Source organism: Paraburkholderia gardini (genome assembly GCF_907164575.1).
Classification (GTDB): domain Bacteria; phylum Pseudomonadota; class Gammaproteobacteria; order Burkholderiales; family Burkholderiaceae; genus Paraburkholderia; species Paraburkholderia gardini.
Map to the genome: position 1 here is coordinate 174,996 of NZ_CAJQYY010000009.1, position 15,377 is coordinate 190,372.

Sequence of the window (15,377 nt, forward strand, 5' to 3'; positions counted from 1 at the left end):
AGGGCCGGTTTCAGCTGCACCGTGAAGTCCGTTCTCGGCGCAGCGCCGGAAATCTAGTCGCCGCTCCTTGAGACCAAACGGCGATGCACCTCAGCAGCAAGCACGTCGTCCGGAATGCTCTTCACGCCGAAATAGGGGAGTTCGTCCGCCGTCGTGTTCTTGTCCGTCGAGCCTGCCCGATCACGTCCAAGCAATATGCGATTTAGTTCCTGGACAGTCCAATCTTGAGGAACAACCGCGGCAGACTCGTACCCGCGAATGCATTGCGCGTCGCGGCTAATCCCCTCACCCAGCTCTTCCTCGCTCATCCCCTTCTGCATACGCAGACGCTGGAGATCGCTCGCGAAACACGGGTCGCGGTGATCCAAAAGGTCATTTACCATTTTTCTCTCCTGGATTTGGGTCGCTTCTCGGCCCCATGGTCTCCGCCGCTTCGGTCGAAGCCGCCCGATGACTGAGGCACGGAGCGCTCATTTTCGCACGCGAAAACGCGCCGTGCCCCAGCTGCGTGCTTAACCGGCGGGCTGCGGGTCCGTCTGGTCAGCGGCTGCCGCCGCCCAGACCGGACGCGGCCGTTCGCCACGGGACCAGGCATCGGCCAACGCCTGCGGTTCCCAGAACCAATGCAATTGTGGGCTTTTGATGTCAGAAAGCCGTGCGTGGAAGCCGCCGTCATCCGCTACCACGAAGGCCGGCAGCATCAGATAGGGGTACATATCCAGGTCCACCCCATCGTTGCGTTTTTTTTTGCTGGACGGGTTGTAGCCATCCTTGTCCTGACGGGAGCGCACCCATTGCCGCCACTCGTAGCGCAACTGGAGGTCCGCGCGCACGGCCATAGTCGGATGACGCTGGACACTCCGGGTAGCGAGGCTGGTGAACTGCAGGTCAAGCAAGGGATGCTCGTACGGATGCAAGGGGAACTGCTGCTCGCGGCTGGGGTCCTCCGAGAGCCATTCTTCATAGCCCGCGTCGAACTTAGCGAAGGCACCGATCCAGTCGTCCCGGTCGTCCTGCAGCTCAGCCTCGGCGCTGATGCGCTTATCCAGCGAAGTGCTGACCGACGCCTTCACGGTCTGCCAAACGCGCTGCGACAGCGTCCGCACCTCGGCTTCCCACGCCGCTGGAGCTTCCGCCTCGCCGATCATCCTCATGAGGTCGACCTTCCCGAGCATGACGGGAACGTCCGGGTTCAGGAAAGGTTCGATGGCGTTGATGATCGTTCTCAGTTCATCATCGGTGATCGACTTACCGCGCGCGTGCGCGGTAAGCAGCTCGGCGCACGCGCCATCGGCGAGCGAGAACGAATAGCCGCTCTTCGCCATGGCGGCAAACGTGGCGACCCAGGTGGGAACGCCGTCGTGGCCGACATTGCGCACGGGGCTCGTATCGAGCACCACAATGGTCTGCTCGTCAGGTATGAGTCGTCGTTTCGGGTGTGTCATCGGTGGCTCTCGTACATATCAGTGTCGTTATAGGAGGCGCTGGACAGTGCCGGTCAGTTGCCGATCACCAGCGTCACCGCAGACTGGTTGCCTGCACAGCATGGGCGCTTGCCAGCCTACGACATGGGCACTTGGAGACGCCCCGTCCAGTTGCAAGGGTCAAAACGCACTTTTCTCGAAAAGACAAATCGCTACTTCTGATAACTCCGGTTACCACAGGTGGGGGTTCGGCGATCAGCGAGCGATGCCGATAAGCCGTTCTGTACCGACTGTCACCGCGTGGTACAGCTGTGGGCGCCGAACGCGACAAGACCATCGAGCGGCATCCCCACGTCGCGGAGGACGGGGCCGACGTTACGCCGGCGCCGCGCGCTCGTAGAGCGAAAAGCCTGCAGGTAGGGGCGCGGCCCCCCAATTCATCACGATAGCCACACTAAGACGACCCCGCGTAAGCGCGACGTAGAATTTGGCTCGACTCTGGGCCTTCAACTCGGCTGTGGGGTCGAGCAGCCACTTTTGCATCGGCGCCGTGGGAATGATGACCACATGGTCAAAGCCTCTCCCCTTGGATTCTCCAAAATTCATCACGGGTGACCTCTCGTCGACGCCACTGCTGGTGATCTTGTCGCGCAACTGCATCGGTCTGACGCTCGCCAGATAATGCGCGTAATCGGCGGTCTTTAGGGCGAAGACACCTGCGCCCGTCGGCGGGCCTTTGCGGCACTCAACACACTCGCAGGCTTGGCTGGCGGGAAGCGCCGGAAACAGACGCGAGGAGACCGCGCAGATGGCGGCGCTGTTGCGATGCGACCGGTTCAAACTCGTTTCGTCGATCTCGACAACGACCTTCCGGGGAAGCTCCTGCTGCAGGAAGGCGACGATACCGCCATCGGCGTATTTCCCATGGCGGCGCTCATGATGGGTCAGATAGGTCACCTGCCGCGGGTCGCCGACCATTAGCAAGCGCGCGGAACTGCGGGCGAGCGCCGCTAGGATGTCGAGATCGTAACCGGCCAAGTCTTGGACCTCGTCGACGAAGACGTGGGGGAACACGCGGCTAAGCCGATCGATGACTGCACCACCGCTTTTATCATTGCACCGTATCACAAGCTTGGAGAGCTTGTCCGAAAAGACCCGTCCGGTTGGGTCGAAGAAGTGCTTTCCGATCTCCTCTTCAGGCCACGGCACTGCGATGCCTTTGTTGTTGCGGAAGCGAATTCCCGACTGCGCCTGGACCAGCAGCATGCCCCTGACGGGAAAATCGAACAGGCCGCCCTGGAAGGGCTTTACGCCGTGGGTGATTAAGAGGCTGAACCAAGTCATGATCACGACATTGGCCGGCACACGACCCACGAGGTCGAAGAACCTCTGGCGAATCTCCGCCTCGTTGGACTCTGTGTAGGTCGTGATCAGGACCCGCTCGCTTTTGATCTTCACCGCTTGCTCGACGAGGTAAGTCGTCTTGCCAGAGCCGGCCGCGGCGATGACGATCTTGTTCTCGCCTATCACAGCGCGATGGCCTGCTTAATATAGTCGGGATAGGTGATCGCGGTCGTTGAATTGAAAATTGACAAAGCGCTCTCGGTCTTGTTGGCTTGCATGTAAGTGCGGAGTTCGTCGTCCGTTTTCGCCGATACTCCAAGCACGCTGTTGAGGGTCGCGAGACTGTTCGCCTTCAGAATTTTCGGTTCCAACGTGTTGTAGTTGAAGGCCTTGCCTTTAACCGTCAGAGATCCGCTGTCGAGGACGGGATCGAAGCAGATATTGACGAAGGCTTCGCCTTTGTACGCGGCATACTTCTTCTCGACGGCAGCGGTGTCGCCATCATTGTCGGTCATCACGGTCACCGGAATTTTCAGCGCCCTCGCCAGTTCAAGGAAGCGCAGGAAGGCGGTGCCAACTGAGATAACGTCGATGCCGTCCTGGATGGGCAACCGTCCGCCGTGGGCGTCCATATAGGCCCGCTGGACGACGAGTTCGTCAGAGTCGCCTTCCACCAAAATTGCCTTGTGGGCCAGCGCCAGACGCAAGGTGTCGTACCCCGCCAGCTTCTTGAAGAAATCGCGGGCCTCCAGTTCCGAGATCCGCACCACCTTGCCGTCACGCAGCACGATCAGATGATCGAGACCAAGCTTGTTCGCCACAAAGCTGCTGTGGGTGGAAATGATGATCTGCTTCTGCCCGTGCTGGTCGGTCAGGTCGGTGATCAGTTCGTTGAGCCGCGCGTGCGACAGATGGTTCTCAGGCTCTTCCAGCAGGAGGGCCGTGGCCTCGGCGCTCTTCTTGGTGCTGAGGGCCAGCTTGGTCTTGATCACACATTGCTCGCCCTTGCCGATGTACTGGAAGGGGATGAAGTCGATGTACGTCATGAGGCTGCTCTCCCAGGCGGTCTGGGATGACAAGTCGACCGAAATGCTGACCGACTTCTGGCTGATTTTGGCGGCCTTGGTGATCCGCTCGTTGATCAGCTGCAGGTTTCGGTCCTCGACGAAAGCCTCTTTCAGTTTTCGATGGGCCTGCGAAATCGACGCCCGCTCGGTCTCCTCAAGCACGTCGCGAATGATCCGAGAGACATAGACGTCGGATCCATTCTGCAAACGGGCACTTGATGAATCGATCAAGGCGGATTTGATCGGGATGCTGCGCGAGGTGATGCCCTTGCGCGCGAACGAGCGCATGGTCGCCGTGTAGTACTCGACCGGAATGGAGGTCAGCTCACCGGCCGCCACCAGCGCCTCATACGGCCCCTTGTAGTTCTCCTCGTCGAACTCAATGCGATAGACCACGCCGCTGGCTTTGATCTTTTCTGAGTTTCCATCGCCTTCCAGCTCAGCCAGTTCGCTTGAATCCCCGGAGAAGAACAATTCAATGGTGATCGCTGGCGGCGGCAGCGGAGAACCGGTGACGAGGCTCTGCACGTACTTGGTCTGGGCAGCCAGGTTGAAGAGATAGCTTGTCAGGTCGCTTTTCAGGGGCCGGCCGTGCAGGAGCCCCGTCAGCGCAAGATGGATCGCTTCCAGGATCGTGGTCTTTCCAGATTCGTTGGCACCGACGATGACGTTCAGGCCGTCGTTCAAGACGAGAGTGAAGGTCTCCTCGTAACACTTGAAGTTGGTGATCTTGACCTTGGCGATCTTCATGCGCCCTCAGTTCGTCGTTGCGCGCTAGCGCGCTGATTAAAATTGTGAGGCCAGCGACGCTGTAAGGCGAGCAGCAGGCAGTGCAACCAATCTGAGAGCGTCGCCTTTCCGCGGAGTGATCTCAGAGCCCTTAGCCCTTGAACGTCCGGAAACTGGAGCCGAGCTAAGGGCAGGTAGTGGCCGATTCGTTGACGTCGCCAATGGCCGCTTAGCGGCATTCGAGTTTGCAAAATCTTGATTCTGCTGTTTGACCGGAATGGGTGGCGGTTTCAACCGATGAGCCATCAAAGGCTCAGAGTAACCGCTAATAACAACGCGCGGGAACTTCAGGGCGTCTTGATCTTCATTAGCGGTCGGATTTATTCCATATTTATGCCAGCATTATTTCACTTACCTGTCACAGTTTCAATTTCCGTGTCATTCGACATCCCTGGCGCCTAGTCCCATTCGCCATCGTCAATATCTTCGTCAGCGTCGTGGATGAATACGTACTCTTTGCCGACAGAGAAGTGGAGCTCATAGTGCGAGTATTCAATTGATCGGGTTACGAAGAGTTTCGCACTGCCTGTCACATACTCAACAGGAAAGCTCAGCACTTGCTTTGGCTCGCTTCCCGGCAACGCCGGTGCGAAAAGCGGCAGCGCGCCCGAGTCGTCCTCGGTGATGTCGATCACCGGCTCAAAGACATCACGGCCGAACAGGACGATGTTCGCGCCTCCTTGACGCTGTACCGACTGAAAGATCACGCCGTCAAAGGCTGGCAGATGCACGTGTGCCAGATATTCGGTCAGTGTCTGCGTGATGAGGTACTCATCCTCATGCCCCGGAACCACTGGGCGGCTAATAAGACCGTGCAGCCGCAGCAGAAATACGGCGCGCTCCCGTTGCTCTGCATACTTTGGATCGAAGTAACTGAGTGCTGCGAGCCTCGCAGCTTCGAGCCGCCGGAAGTCGAGGACACGTAGTGCCTGAGTCGTCCGGAATCCACCGACCAGCACTCGCCCCCCAAGTGCCGGGCGCATCTCGGCAAGGCAGGTGCCCGAGTCCAGAGCCCCGTAGAAAACAGCGATTCCTGCCGCGTTCATCCGGCCGGCCGGCGCCTTCTCGGCCGGCGGCGCACCCAGTTCCCGCGACGGCGCTTCGACGAACGCCCGTAGCTCAGGGTCTGAGCGAACCACGCGCGCACGAAGAACATCCGTCCCTGCCGGCAGGTCATTCACCACGGGCAGCCACTGATCAGTGTCCTTGTCGAAGAATTTCAAGCCCGTAACGCCTTCGAATAGCCGATCGAAGAGCGCCCTCGCGCCGTCGCTGAAGAAACGTCGCCGATGCGCCAACTCTTCCAGAAGGTAGTGCCATTCAGCCATCCAGGCGTGCGGCGTCGCCTTGCACGGCACGTAGAGCTGGGTGTCGTCGTAGAAGGCCCCCTCGCCGTCGCCTGGCCAATAGTCTTCGGCGTCCATAAGCGCGGTGACAAGCGCGTCCGGATCGTCAACGTCCTGGCCTAGCACCATTTGGACTATGTCCGACAACAAGTCGCCCTCCTGTTCCCAGCCCTCCTTGTCGTCATCGTAAAACTTTCGAACCGTCGGCCCGAGTTGAAAATGCTCACGGACGATTGGCTCCAACTCTTCGCCAAGCCGTTCATAGGAAAAGGCGCTGTTGCTCTCTTCACCGCAGCACTCGCAGAGCAGTGGTTCACCGTCGCTCTCGACTGTCGCGCGCAGTACCTCGTCCTCGATGCACTTGAAGCAGATGGCGTGTTCGGTCATGTATTAAGGCCTTCATCCTCTGTGCATTCCATTCTATGTCTACCTGCGTGCTGGCCCGAAAGACTTTGCTCATGCCAGCGGCGCCCGCGCACCCTCGTCACCCTGAGGCACGTCACCAAGTAGCGTGAGCAAATAACACAGCTAGAGCGGACTGGAATAATTTTTGGAATATTTTGTTGTTCATTTTGTAGTCGCCCGCTATGATAGCGCCCATGTCATCTGCCTGAGTGTTGCTATGCCTTTCATCGCCGAAGAAGAAGTGCGCAAGGTAGTGCTCCCTTATTTTGCTGATTTCCAGCACATCTATGCTTCGGCATGGAAACATTGGCTCGCCAGCCCAGTGGCGTCGCGGATGCAGCACAAACGCGTGCGTGCAAACCTGATGTGGAATCAATTGATCTCGCACGCCAAGGTACGATTCGATGGACACCCTACCGCGCGCGTCGAAACATTGCGCAATTGGGATGGGGTGTTGATCGATAATCAAATTTTCATTCGCATGAAGAAGGCAGAAGGGTCGCTTCTGTCTCGCAACTATCCGACGCAGGCCGCTTTGGCGTTTCACGATCAGATTCAGGATCTTTTCGGCGGGATCGCCAGACTGGAACTGCTGTATGTGCTCTCGAAAGACGAAACCGAGATCGAGCAAATCGTCTTGGTGCAGCGACACAAGAAGCAGATCCTTTGGAAAATCGACGTGCATGGCGAGTCGGGCACCGACACGCAAACGGTAATGCCGTTTGCTCCGTCCCCGACGATGGACGGAGTGGCAGTTGCCGACCGCGTTATCAAGCCGAAAACAGATGGGTCACGGAAAGATGGAACTCAAGACAAGGCAGCCGCTGGCGGAGACATTCCGACCTGAGCTTGTTTCACTGCGCAGGCGGATGCTCGGGCTGGGACAAATTCAACTCGCCGAGCGAGCCGGAATTGCGCAAGGAACTCTCTCAAAGCTTGAACAGGGACTTCGGCCGGCTACGGACGACGTAATAGAGAAATTGGGCGTCGCGTTGGACTGCCCGGTTTCTTTCTTTTGCCGTACGGAGCGCGTGTACGGCGCGCCGCTGAGTGCGCACCCGATGTTTAGGAAGCGAGCGGCGACCGGACAAAAGGTGATCGACAAATTGATCGCTGAGATCAATGTCCGCATTGGCCATGTCAGAACTTTACTGGAAAGTGCAGATATCGCACCGGAGTTACCGTTTCCGCACTATGACCTCGATGATTTCAACGGGGATACGGCACATATAGCACGCAATGTCCGTCGCGCCTGGTATATGCCGTCCGGTCCCGTTAGTAATTTGGTCGAGTATGCCGAAAGGGCGGGATGCATCGTCGCCTTCTGTGAAATGGCAGACGCTGGAGTGGACGGCATTAGCTACCGTGTTGCCGGGCTTCCGCCGTTGATTTTTCTAAACAAAGATCGACCAGCCGATAGACAGCGGTTCTCGCTCGCGCATGAACTCGGACACCTTGTGATGCACGACTATCCGACGCCGAGCATGGAGGAGGAAGCAGATCAGTTCGCATCCGAATTGCTCATGCCAGCCGACGATATTGGGCCGTATCTTGGCAATCTCACATTGGAAAAAGCTGCCTATATGAAACCGTTCTGGAAGGTTTCGATGGCAGCCTTGATTGTGCGCGCAACGTCACTTCATCGGATCGACAGCAACAAATCACAATGGCTTTGGCGACAGATGTCGAGCCGTGGTTATCGAACTCAGGAACCGCAAGCACTCGACTTCGCCCCTGAAACGTCTACGGTCATGAACGGCTTGATCAACAACCTAACTACGAACCTCGGGTATTCGGACGAAGACCTCGTTGGCGCGCTTTGCCTTCATTTCGAAGAGCTGGCTCGACTATATGGTCTACGTCCTCAAGGCGGTCTCAGGCTAGTGAAGCAGGACGGGGCAACGCCGAAGCAAATCGCTCGCAACTGAGCGAAACGGGCGCAAACCGCACGAGCACGAAAGTTTGCACCATCCAGTCAAGGCGGCGAACGACGCCGCCGACGACTTGCGTCGAAACTGCGTCGTTTAGGAGCGCCGGTCGTCCCGCACCCCTCCCGACGGATCAATGCGTTAGAAATGCGTCGTTTGCGACGCATTTCAGCGTGATCGAACAACGTCGCCTTGTGGGACTTGTGTCCTGCGGCGGTCTGGACTCAAGGGAGGTCCGGAATCCGCCCGTCGAGCCAGTCCGACCAGTCCCACACATATATGCAGTCGCCGCAGCCATCTGGGTCAAACAACGGCAAGCACCACATCCGCCACCACTCCCTCAATTCCTCCCGCAGGGGCTGGGGCACGTCCGCGATCTGCACTGCGTACGGCTTGCCTGCGTCCTCGATCACGGGCACGACTTGCTGCAGAACCTGACGGTCGTCCCGGGTCAGAGGGGTGTGCAGGCCCAGCGCGAACCGCAACCGCCGTCGCTCCCATGCCGGCTTCAAAAACCGGTGAGAGCCGTCAGCGTTCCAGCCGTGCTTCGCGACCATCGTCAGTCGGGAGCCAGCGGGCAGACCTAGGACATTCTGCACTTCGTAGCGTTCGACGCCGATCGCCAGTGCCGACAGCTGGTCGTCCTCCGGCGTGCCAAGCACCGGGTCACGTCCAACCAGATCGAGGAGTGTCTGTCGGGCTTCGCGATACTCCTGGCGATTCTGGATGATGCACACAGTCATGGTTCGCCCCCGGGAATAATGCTACCAATGTACCGGCCAGCGGGCCGCCTGCTGTTCGTTATCACCTCGGCGTGCCGCGGACCCAGCCCGCAGAGTGCCAAGTATGCGCGAGATCGAAATCCGGCCCCCGCACGGGTCGGCAGGGGCAGTTGACAACTCACCAGGTCGCTTCGCGATCGTCCAGAAATTCCTCTCGCGCAACAGCGATCACCCGCGCCGGATCGTCAATAAAGATTTCCGCGGGCGTCCGGTCATCAAGCAACGCATGCGGCGAATACAGCCAGAACGCCCGTCTCCAGCCTCCGCGATCGTCTTCGCGGAGCAGGACGGCCAGGAGTCCGGCAACGTCCTTCCGGATTGCGCCCGAGCGTTGGAACTGGAAGTCGGGGTAGAGGAAGCAATGCCGGGACGCAGACCACACTCCCAGCAAATCTCCGCTTGCTTGCGCCCGGATCGCAGATGTTGGGGCTTCAGGGCCTGGCGCCTCGCCGACCAGCACGGCAACCCGGAGATCGTCGGGCCATCCCTTCTCAAGCAGTTCGTCACGGAACTCGATCGCCAACACGGTCCTTGACTCCAAGCTATAGCTTTAACGACCACTCAACTTTCAATTGGTGGTTGGAACTCGCACGAGGCTGCCAAGGGAGGCAAGGAGCAATGGTGCCGTCTGTGGTGACATATGAAAACCAAGTCACGCCGTCTTCGCAATAGCTCCTGATATCGGCAATCGCGTTCATGACACATCGCTCGTCTTCCATTGGTTGCATCTGAAATGCATAAACGCGACTGCACCCGGCTTCGAGTTGCTCAACTACTTCGAGAACGTCCTCGGCCTTTGTCACAAGGTAGGTGCCCACGGGTAGTGAATCTTCTTCGATGTCCTCGCGGGTGTGCTGAATCAAAAAGCAAGGGGATTCGCTAGAGACGGCCACGCATCGGAAGGCGGTGTAGGGGCTGAATAGCTGTCGGCGTACGGGATTCTTTTCTTCCCAAGTCGTCTGAGTCAAAAGCATGGCTGTGCTGGGTGTCTACCATGAGCACGAGTGCAGAACCACTCGCATCTGGCGCCTATAGTAAAAATGCTAATCTTAGTATGTAGAATCAAAGTATGCAACAACGGACATTTCATGGATGTCCGTTGCTCCCACACAGTGCCGCCTGGTTGCCATTTTCGCCGCTAACGTTCGGCGAAGACGCATCGAGTTAGATCTCTCGCAAGAGGCCCTTGCAGAGAGGGCCGGCATCCATCGTACGTATGTTGGGATGTTGGAGCGCAGCGAAAAGAACGTGACGATCTATAACATCGAGCGTATCGCTGACGCTCTGGGGGTCGAGCCAGCATCGCTGTTGCAGGATCGCAAGAAATCGGCGCGTCGAGCGTAAGCGGCAACGACGGCAATTCGTTGACGGGTTGGGGAAAACATCAACTTCCGCGCGCGAGCGTGGCTTGTCTGCGTAAAATGGGACCGCGGCAACGCAGCCAGAATGCTTGATAACCGCAACCTGCGCCATTTCAGCGTCGAACTGCACCATTCCCAAGTCTGACGTTTTCCTTCTGTAAGCTGCTGTCCGCTCGCCATCACTCCACCCCTTTGGTTCGGTCGCGCGGTGGCTTGGGCAGGGGGGCATTTAGCATCATCACCGTCACCCCCTTGAGCTCGGCGTTGTGCGCCCAGGTCACGAATTGCTCCAAGAGCAGTTGGTTTTGCATTTCGAGACGCTCGACCTTGGCCTTGTAACGTTCGACCTGCTCAAGGGCGGCCCGGACACGTTCGTCCCGAGGCTGACCGCCTTCGCCCTTCCAGGTGCCCCGCAAAGCGTCTTTCTTCAGCGAGAACGCGTTGGCAATTTCCGTGTATTCCGCGAACGTGAACCGCGAGTACGTGTGGCCGGTATCCTTCCGGATCGCGTCAATCAGCAGGTCCCAAGTCAATTTGCCTTTCCAACGATCCAGAGTATCGAGCACAAGCTTGATACGCTCTGCGGTCAAATCAGGTGCGCGGGTTTTCTTCATGGCAGCAGCTTTTGGTCCTCGGCTTTGAGGAAGTAGACGGGTTGCGTGGACTCAGCGGTAATCAGGGCAGCGTTCTCCAGGTTGAGCCGAATCCGAGCTCCGCGTTCTACCGACGGGTCGTCCATTAAAGACAGGAGGGCGTTCACGCGCTCCAGCGTCCTTGATTGATGCACCACCCAGACATCGGCACCGTATTCTTCGTCGTTCAACGCCTCCCGCGCCTCATTCAGAAGGAACTCGGTTTCTTCCTTCAGCAGGCGCAAGTTGGCTTCCTTGTGCGCATCGCCTTTGACGCACTCCTGCTCCTCGCAGTTTATGCAGTCGCGGTACATCTGACATGGCTCGCTAGCGAAGTTGTGCATGCACCAGCCATATTCCGTCGTATGGGCGGCGACGACCCCAAACCTCTTGAACTCGCCACGCGTTATCAGATCCCGCGTCGCCGCAGGAACAAGGCCGGCTGTAAAACCCGCCTTCAGAGCTTGACTGATGGGTGCCTGAGCCTCGTCCGAGCTCATGTGGTCATAGGCCCTGTTCTGACGAACGTCCTTACGACCGGAGAAGATAGCGATCTCTGCGTTGCTAAGACCGCCCAACTGGGCGAGCATGTTCAGGTAATGCCGAAGAGCATGACTTCGGAGCTCGATGGGCGAACCGTCGTCCTCCGTGTAGTTGAAGCGCTCAAAGATCGAAGACCGACCCTCCCGTGCCCCGAGCGGATTCGTTATCGAGCTGTAGTCGACGCAAGTAATCATGCAGAGGTACGTCGCCTTCTGCGAGTGCATCTCGTTTGTCCGGATGATGGCCACGGCGTCCTTGCAAAGAAGCTCGGGAGCACCCGGAACGAACGGAAAGGTCTCTGGAAGCATTGCCAGTACCGCGAGCTCAACGTCTTCGAACCGGTACCCAGCCTTGCGACCGGCAAGCTGAACTTTCGGCAACTCAGCCGTCATCCGAGCCCAAGTGTTAGCCTGGTCAGTCGCATCCTCATCTCCCCACAGGATCAGCGCCACTTCTGCTGCCGTAAGGACCTCTTGACCGCGGAGGTGCGCCGCGCCGTCGTGAAGGTAAAGCGTGTTCGGGTTGTCCGTGTACCACGCTGCTATATTTTTGGCGGGTGCTGTCACTTTCAGCAGGTTGGAAATAGCCTGCCTTGCCACTGGGACCATCTGGGTGGGGAGCCATTTCGTCGTGTCCTTCGCACCTTTGGACCCCGCCCAGCGGAGGCCAAGCTTTCCGTCGAATCTCCCGTCGCCCTCGACCAGACAGTTGCGCGCCAGTCGGAGCACCTCGTTGATCCGCTCCGGCGCACAGAGCATCACCGCCAGGTAGCTGGACACCGCCACGTCTGCCGGTTGAACCGCCTCCTGGAAGATACCGCCTAGCGCCCGTAGCACCGCTGCGGAAGGTAACTTCTCCTGGCGAGCATCGAGAGCCTCTTTAGAGATTCGCGAACCGAGCTCCCGAGGCCTCTTCATCCCATGGACCCATGTCTGCCGAAGCGAGATGAAGCCTTTCGAATTCATGAATTCCGCAATCAGCTGCAGTTGGCCGGCAATACGGTAAGCCACCGCATCCGAGACCTGCTTTTTGGCTAACTCGACCGCAGTGTTCAGCACCTCAACGTTAACCGCCGTCGGGCGCGACGCCTTGTTCCATTCTCGCAACGCCGCCTCTAAACATCGAAGAGCTGCGATGCGCTGAGCTTGAGACGTGACTGGGCGCTTATCGTGAAGGTAGACGATAGTCGCCTTCGCGAAGTCCAGAAACGGATGTGGCAGGCTCGGCTCGGGCCTGTCTTCGCGGGATGCTTCGAGGGTGCTGAACACAACCCGATTTACTTTGTTCTGTCCTTTGACGTATCCGACTTCCCAAGCGTTCTTATCGAACTGCTCCCGGGCACCAAGCACGTCCGAATTCCTGCAGAGCGCAATGAAAGCCTCGAGATTGGCCTGCGGCTCCAGTTCTGCGCGGGGAGTGAAATGAAGGACAGACGCGTTCATGCGGCCCCTCCCGATCTGCGCTGTTCATTGGCCTGTGCACATTCCGCAATGACCTCTCGTACCGCCCGGATGGCGTCATCGTTAATAGCCGCCAGTCGCTCGTCGCCTTCCGCGCGTTTTCGCTCATCTTGTAGTCGCCGGAGCACCTTGTCATGAGGAGCATCAAGCCACGGCTCGAACTTGAAACAGGTGTAGCAAGCAGTCGGGCGGGAGAATCCGCACCCTTCGCCTTTGCAGCCGCAACTTCCGACGGGCGCCTTTGACACGCGGAAGTCAATGATGCGGCTACCGGGAGCGCCCCTGTGTGTCGAGTGTTCCTCGTCCGCAATGAGGCGCCCCTTGAAGGCTTGCGCCAAGGGCGCAAGTTGAGGGTCCATCGCTTTATCGATGTTTTCAATAATCTTCGGAGAGGCTTCAAAGGTAAGCGTCATTTGAAGGCCGTATCGACATCGACGTTGAGAGTGTCCAAAGTGATGTCCATCACTTCGAGTAGTGGGGACCACTTTGATGACAGAGATTGGCAGTGCTGGAAGCCGCAAGGGGCGGCCGAATTACGCGCCTGAATTCCGGCGTGAAGTTGCAGTGGCCGCGTGCGAGCCGGGCATCTCGGTGGCGAAGCTCGCGCAGTCGCACGGTCTGAATCCGAACATGGTGTTCAAGTGGCGCAGGCAGTACCGTGCCGGCCTGCTGGACAACAGGACGGCGCGCGAGACGGCCGTGTTCGTTCCGGTGGCGATGTCGCCGGATGATTTGATGGCGGTTTCGTCACTACCGGTGCCGACAGCGCAACTGCCATCGCACGCACAGGAAGCCGCGACTTCAGGTATTGAGATCGAGCTCAACGGCGCACGCGTGCGAGTGAGCGGGAAGGTAGACCCAGCCCAGCTGCGACTGGTGCTGCATTGCCTGAGACCGGCATGATCGCGCTGCCGACCGGCACCCGCATCTGGCTCGCCGCAGGCGTCACCGACATGCGCCGTGGCATGGATGGTCTGGCTGCACTGGCGCAGGTGGCGCTTGAGCGGGACCCGTTCTCGGGCCACGTGTTCGCCTTCCGTGGTCGCCGGGGCGATCTGGTGAAGCTGCTGTGGTGGAGTGGCGATGGTATGAACCTGTACGTCAAGCGCCTGGAGCGAGGCCGTTTCATCTGGCCGCAGGCCGACGCGGGATGCATCCATCTGTCGGCGGCACAACTGTCGATGCTGCTCGAAGGCATCGACTGGCGACGCCCCGAACGAACCTGGAAGCCCACGTCAGCCGCGTAAATTTGCCCCCGCTTCTGCGCGCGCCTGGTAAACTCTCAGGCATGCCAGTCAGCCGACTCCCCGACGACATCGACACACTCAAGCGCATGCTTGTCTCGCGCGAAGAAACGATCGCGCGCCTGCTTGCCGAGATCTCGCGCCTGAGGCGCTGGCAGTACGGACGCTCGTCGGAGCGCATGGCAGAACTGACGGGACAACTGCAGCTCGCACTCAGTGACGGGTCACTGCCGCAGCAGGATGCCGTGCCGGCACCGGTGCCAGAACCGGTGCCTGATGAACCCGTTGACACGACAGCGTCGGTGGTTCCACTACGCCGGCGCTCGCGCGAATTCCCCGCACACCTGCCACGCGAGGTGGTGGAGCACAAGCCACAGGGCTGCGACTGCCCCGAATGCGGCGGTCGACTGCGCAAGCTGGGCGAAGACGCCTCCGAGATGCTGGACTACGTGCCGGGGTACTTCCGGGTGATTCGCCACGTGCGCCCCCGGCTGAGCTGCAGCCGGTGTGCGAAGGTCGTCCAGGAAGCGGCGCCGTCGCGCCCGATCGCACGCGGCATGGCCGCAGCCGGTCTGCTGGCACAGGTGGTGGTCGCCAAGTACGCTGACCATACGCCGTTATACCGGCAGGCCGGAATCTATCGCCGTGCCGGCATTGAACTCGACCGTGCCACGCTGGCATCGTGGGTTCGCGAGTGCGCCGCACTGCTGCAGCCGCTGGCCGATGCCGTTGGCCGGTATGTGCGTGAGGCGCAAAAAATCCACACGGATGACACGCCCGTTCCGGTGCTGGAACCCGGACGCGGCAAGACACGTACGGCACGGTTGTGGACGTATGTGCGCGATGACCGGCCGGCGGGCAGCCGCGCACCCCCGGCGGTCTGGTACCAGTACTCGCCCGACCGTAAGGGAGAGCGACCCCGTACGCATCTGCAGGGCTGGTCGGGCATCCTGCAGGCGGATGCCTATAGTGGCTATGTTGCGGCCAAATTTATGTGGCGGCAGCCGATAGGCGCCGAGGAAACATGGGGCCTGTCCTGGCTATTGACGTGA

16 protein-coding genes and 1 pseudogene are annotated in these 15,377 nt (G+C 59.2%); 6 read left to right on the forward strand and 11 right to left on the reverse strand.

Annotated features, from left to right (window positions below; genetic code table 11):
• Window positions 1–53 precede the first annotated feature (53 nt).
• The 5 genes from LPA34_RS09895 to LPA34_RS09915 all read right to left on the reverse strand — a co-directional run bounded on the left by LPA34_RS09895 (window position 54) and on the right by LPA34_RS09915 (window position 6,357).
• On the reverse strand, window positions 54–383 hold the full coding sequence (locus tag LPA34_RS09895) for a helix-turn-helix domain-containing protein (protein ID WP_228977490.1): 330 nt from the start codon (window positions 381–383) through the stop codon (window positions 54–56).
• A 129-nt stretch (window positions 384–512) separates the two neighbouring features.
• Window positions 513–1,445 carry a hypothetical protein gene (locus LPA34_RS09900; RefSeq protein WP_228977493.1) on the reverse strand — a complete coding sequence of 311 codons (933 nt, stop codon included), beginning with the start codon at window positions 1,443–1,445 and terminating at the stop codon, window positions 513–515.
• 354 nt (window positions 1,446–1,799) lie between these two features.
• On the reverse strand, window positions 1,800–2,954 hold the full coding sequence (locus LPA34_RS09905) for a UvrD-helicase domain-containing protein (RefSeq protein ID WP_228977494.1): 1,155 nt from the start codon (window positions 2,952–2,954) through the stop codon (window positions 1,800–1,802).
• On the reverse strand, window positions 2,951–4,585 hold the full coding sequence (locus LPA34_RS09910) for an ATP-dependent nuclease (protein WP_228977496.1): 1,635 nt from the start codon (window positions 4,583–4,585) through the stop codon (window positions 2,951–2,953). The genes LPA34_RS09905 and LPA34_RS09910 overlap by 4 nt, the downstream gene beginning before the upstream one ends.
• A gap of 437 nt (window positions 4,586–5,022) precedes the next feature.
• Window positions 5,023–6,357 (reverse strand): RES family NAD+ phosphorylase, encoded by a 1,335-nt coding sequence (locus LPA34_RS09915; RefSeq protein WP_228977499.1) that lies wholly within the window; start codon window positions 6,355–6,357, stop codon window positions 5,023–5,025.
• Window positions 6,358–6,520: 163 nt separating this feature from the next.
• Between LPA34_RS09915 and LPA34_RS09920 the strand changes: the two genes are divergently transcribed.
• Window positions 6,521–7,222 carry a hypothetical protein gene (locus LPA34_RS09920; RefSeq protein ID WP_228977500.1) on the forward strand — a complete coding sequence of 234 codons (702 nt, stop codon included), beginning with the start codon at window positions 6,521–6,523 and terminating at the stop codon, window positions 7,220–7,222.
• Complete coding sequence (locus tag LPA34_RS09925; RefSeq protein ID WP_228977502.1) at window positions 7,176–8,303, forward strand: helix-turn-helix domain-containing protein; 1,128 nt, start codon at window positions 7,176–7,178, stop codon at window positions 8,301–8,303. The genes LPA34_RS09920 and LPA34_RS09925 overlap by 47 nt, the downstream gene beginning before the upstream one ends.
• A gap of 224 nt (window positions 8,304–8,527) precedes the next feature.
• Here LPA34_RS09925 and LPA34_RS09930 read toward each other — a convergent pair whose 3' ends face one another.
• The 3 genes from LPA34_RS09930 to LPA34_RS09940 all read right to left on the reverse strand — a co-directional run bounded on the left by LPA34_RS09930 (window position 8,528) and on the right by LPA34_RS09940 (window position 10,059).
• The gene (locus LPA34_RS09930; RefSeq protein WP_228977505.1) at window positions 8,528–9,046 is read right to left on the reverse strand and encodes a hypothetical protein; all 519 of its coding nucleotides are present in this window, start codon (window positions 9,044–9,046) and stop codon (window positions 8,528–8,530) included.
• A 157-nt stretch (window positions 9,047–9,203) separates the two neighbouring features.
• Window positions 9,204–9,611, reverse strand: coding sequence for a hypothetical protein (locus tag LPA34_RS09935; RefSeq protein WP_228977506.1), 408 nt, complete (start codon window positions 9,609–9,611; stop codon window positions 9,204–9,206).
• Window positions 9,612–9,627: 16 nt separating this feature from the next.
• Window positions 9,628–10,059: a hypothetical protein gene (locus LPA34_RS09940; protein ID WP_228977508.1), complete on the reverse strand. Its 432-nt coding sequence runs from the start codon at window positions 10,057–10,059 to the stop codon at window positions 9,628–9,630.
• Between the two features lie 118 nt (window positions 10,060–10,177).
• On the opposite strand from LPA34_RS09940, the gene LPA34_RS09945 reads away from it, so the two are divergent.
• Entirely contained in the window at window positions 10,178–10,429 is a 252-nt protein-coding gene (locus tag LPA34_RS09945) for a helix-turn-helix domain-containing protein (protein WP_228977510.1), read from the forward strand.
• A 196-nt stretch (window positions 10,430–10,625) separates the two neighbouring features.
• On the opposite strand, the gene LPA34_RS09950 is transcribed toward LPA34_RS09945, so the two are convergent.
• Genes LPA34_RS09950 through LPA34_RS09960 form a run of 3 tightly spaced genes read right to left on the reverse strand, consistent with a single transcriptional unit; the run spans window position 10,626 to window position 13,494 of the window.
• The gene (locus LPA34_RS09950) at window positions 10,626–11,060 is read right to left on the reverse strand and encodes a hypothetical protein (RefSeq protein ID WP_228977512.1); all 435 of its coding nucleotides are present in this window, start codon (window positions 11,058–11,060) and stop codon (window positions 10,626–10,628) included.
• Window positions 11,057–13,063 carry an integrase gene (locus tag LPA34_RS09955; RefSeq protein WP_228977515.1) on the reverse strand — a complete coding sequence of 669 codons (2,007 nt, stop codon included), beginning with the start codon at window positions 13,061–13,063 and terminating at the stop codon, window positions 11,057–11,059. The genes LPA34_RS09950 and LPA34_RS09955 overlap by 4 nt, the downstream gene beginning before the upstream one ends.
• Window positions 13,060–13,494, reverse strand: coding sequence for a hypothetical protein (locus tag LPA34_RS09960; RefSeq protein ID WP_228977517.1), 435 nt, complete (start codon window positions 13,492–13,494; stop codon window positions 13,060–13,062). Before LPA34_RS09960 ends, LPA34_RS09955 begins: the two co-directional genes overlap by 4 nt.
• 76 nt (window positions 13,495–13,570) lie before the next feature.
• On the opposite strand from LPA34_RS09960, the gene tnpA reads away from it, so the two are divergent.
• From tnpA to tnpC, 3 genes and pseudogenes are all read left to right on the forward strand, one after another.
• Entirely contained in the window at window positions 13,571–13,984 is a 414-nt protein-coding gene (tnpA, locus tag LPA34_RS09965) for an IS66-like element accessory protein TnpA (RefSeq protein ID WP_228977519.1), read from the forward strand.
• The gene (gene tnpB / locus LPA34_RS09970; RefSeq protein WP_228977521.1) at window positions 13,981–14,328 is read left to right on the forward strand and encodes an IS66 family insertion sequence element accessory protein TnpB; all 348 of its coding nucleotides are present in this window, start codon (window positions 13,981–13,983) and stop codon (window positions 14,326–14,328) included. Before tnpA ends, tnpB begins: the two co-directional genes overlap by 4 nt.
• A 41-nt stretch (window positions 14,329–14,369) precedes the next feature.
• A pseudogene (gene tnpC / locus LPA34_RS09975) lies at window positions 14,370–15,308 on the forward strand (IS66 family transposase); the annotation flags it as partial.
• Window positions 15,309–15,377 lie beyond the last annotated feature (69 nt).

What these genes read in the sequence shown, in the direction of transcription:
- LPA34_RS09895 (WP_228977490.1), bottom strand. Translation starts at nt 383, where the DNA reads ATGGTAAATGACCTTTTGGATCACCGCGACCCGTGTTTCGCGAGCGAT.
- LPA34_RS09900 (WP_228977493.1), bottom strand. Translation starts at nt 1,445, where the DNA reads ATGACACACCCGAAACGACGACTCATACCTGACGAGCAGACCATTGTG.
- LPA34_RS09910 (WP_228977496.1), bottom strand. Translation starts at nt 4,585, where the DNA reads ATGAAGATCGCCAAGGTCAAGATCACCAACTTCAAGTGTTACGAGGAG.
- LPA34_RS09915 (WP_228977499.1), bottom strand. Translation starts at nt 6,357, where the DNA reads ATGACCGAACACGCCATCTGCTTCAAGTGCATCGAGGACGAGGTACTG.
- LPA34_RS09925 (WP_228977502.1), top strand. Translation starts at nt 7,176, where the DNA reads ATGGAACTCAAGACAAGGCAGCCGCTGGCGGAGACATTCCGACCTGAG.
- LPA34_RS09930 (WP_228977505.1), bottom strand. Translation starts at nt 9,046, where the DNA reads ATGACTGTGTGCATCATCCAGAATCGCCAGGAGTATCGCGAAGCCCGA.
- LPA34_RS09940 (WP_228977508.1), bottom strand. Translation starts at nt 10,059, where the DNA reads ATGCTTTTGACTCAGACGACTTGGGAAGAAAAGAATCCCGTACGCCGA.
- LPA34_RS09945 (WP_228977510.1), top strand. Translation starts at nt 10,178, where the DNA reads ATGTCCGTTGCTCCCACACAGTGCCGCCTGGTTGCCATTTTCGCCGCT.
- LPA34_RS09950 (WP_228977512.1), bottom strand. Translation starts at nt 11,060, where the DNA reads ATGAAGAAAACCCGCGCACCTGATTTGACCGCAGAGCGTATCAAGCTT.
- LPA34_RS09955 (WP_228977515.1), bottom strand. Translation starts at nt 13,063, where the DNA reads ATGAACGCGTCTGTCCTTCATTTCACTCCCCGCGCAGAACTGGAGCCG.
- LPA34_RS09960 (WP_228977517.1), bottom strand. Translation starts at nt 13,494, where the DNA reads ATGACGCTTACCTTTGAAGCCTCTCCGAAGATTATTGAAAACATCGAT.
- tnpA (WP_228977519.1), top strand. Translation starts at nt 13,571, where the DNA reads ATGACAGAGATTGGCAGTGCTGGAAGCCGCAAGGGGCGGCCGAATTAC.
- tnpB (WP_228977521.1), top strand. Translation starts at nt 13,981, where the DNA reads ATGATCGCGCTGCCGACCGGCACCCGCATCTGGCTCGCCGCAGGCGTC.